This is a genomic window from Actinocatenispora comari (assembly GCF_017312725.1).
GTDB classification, from domain to species: domain Bacteria; phylum Actinomycetota; class Actinomycetes; order Mycobacteriales; family Micromonosporaceae; genus Actinocatenispora; species Actinocatenispora comari.
Window position 1 is genome coordinate 1 of the sequence record NZ_BOPO01000120.1, and the last position, 685, is coordinate 685.

Consider the following 685-nt stretch of genomic DNA (forward strand, 5'->3'; position numbering starts at 1 on the left):
GGCCGACGCCGCCGACGCCGACAGCGCGGTTCTGCGCGGTGAGGCGCTGCTGCAGCTGGGCGAGGTGGACGAGGCGGTCGCCGCGGTGACGGTGGTGCCCGACGCCGCGGACCGGCAGGTGGTCGCCGCCCGCGACCGGGTGCTGCTGCTGGGCGCCCTGGGCCGCGATCCGTCCCGGGCCGCGGAGCTGGCCGAGGCGACCGCGCAGCGACACGGCCGGCCGCCGGAGCACACCGGCCTGCGGGCCGCGCTGGCCGCGGTGGACGCCGCCGCCCGCCGCGCCGGCTGGGAGCGCGAGCTGGCCACCGCGGCCGCGGCGGCCGGTGCCGCCGGCGACGCGCTCGCCGCCCGGTGGAGCGCGTGGCTGCTGGTGGAGACGCTCGCCGCGGACGGCCGGTTGGCCGAGGCGGCGGAGAACGCCCAGCTGGCCGCGGACGCCTGCGCGAGCGACCTGGCGTACTCGTGGCAGACCCGGTTCCTCGCCGCCGAGCTGTGGTGCACCGCGCTGCGCGGCGAGCAGCTCGACGACGTGGTGCGCCGCGCCGTGGCGCTGGTCGACCGCACCCTGCCGGCCGTCGCGCACGGGTACGCCACCGCAGCCGCGGCGCTCGCCGAGGCCGACGGTGGGCTGCTCGCGTCGGCCCGGGCCCGGCTGGGCAACCGGCCGGCGCGTCCGGTGGCGAGC

General features: G+C 81.3%; 1 pseudogene. It reads left to right on the forward strand.

Annotated features, from left to right (window positions below):
* Positions 1–685 (forward strand): annotated as a pseudogene (locus NUM_RS29070) (LuxR C-terminal-related transcriptional regulator); the annotation flags it as partial.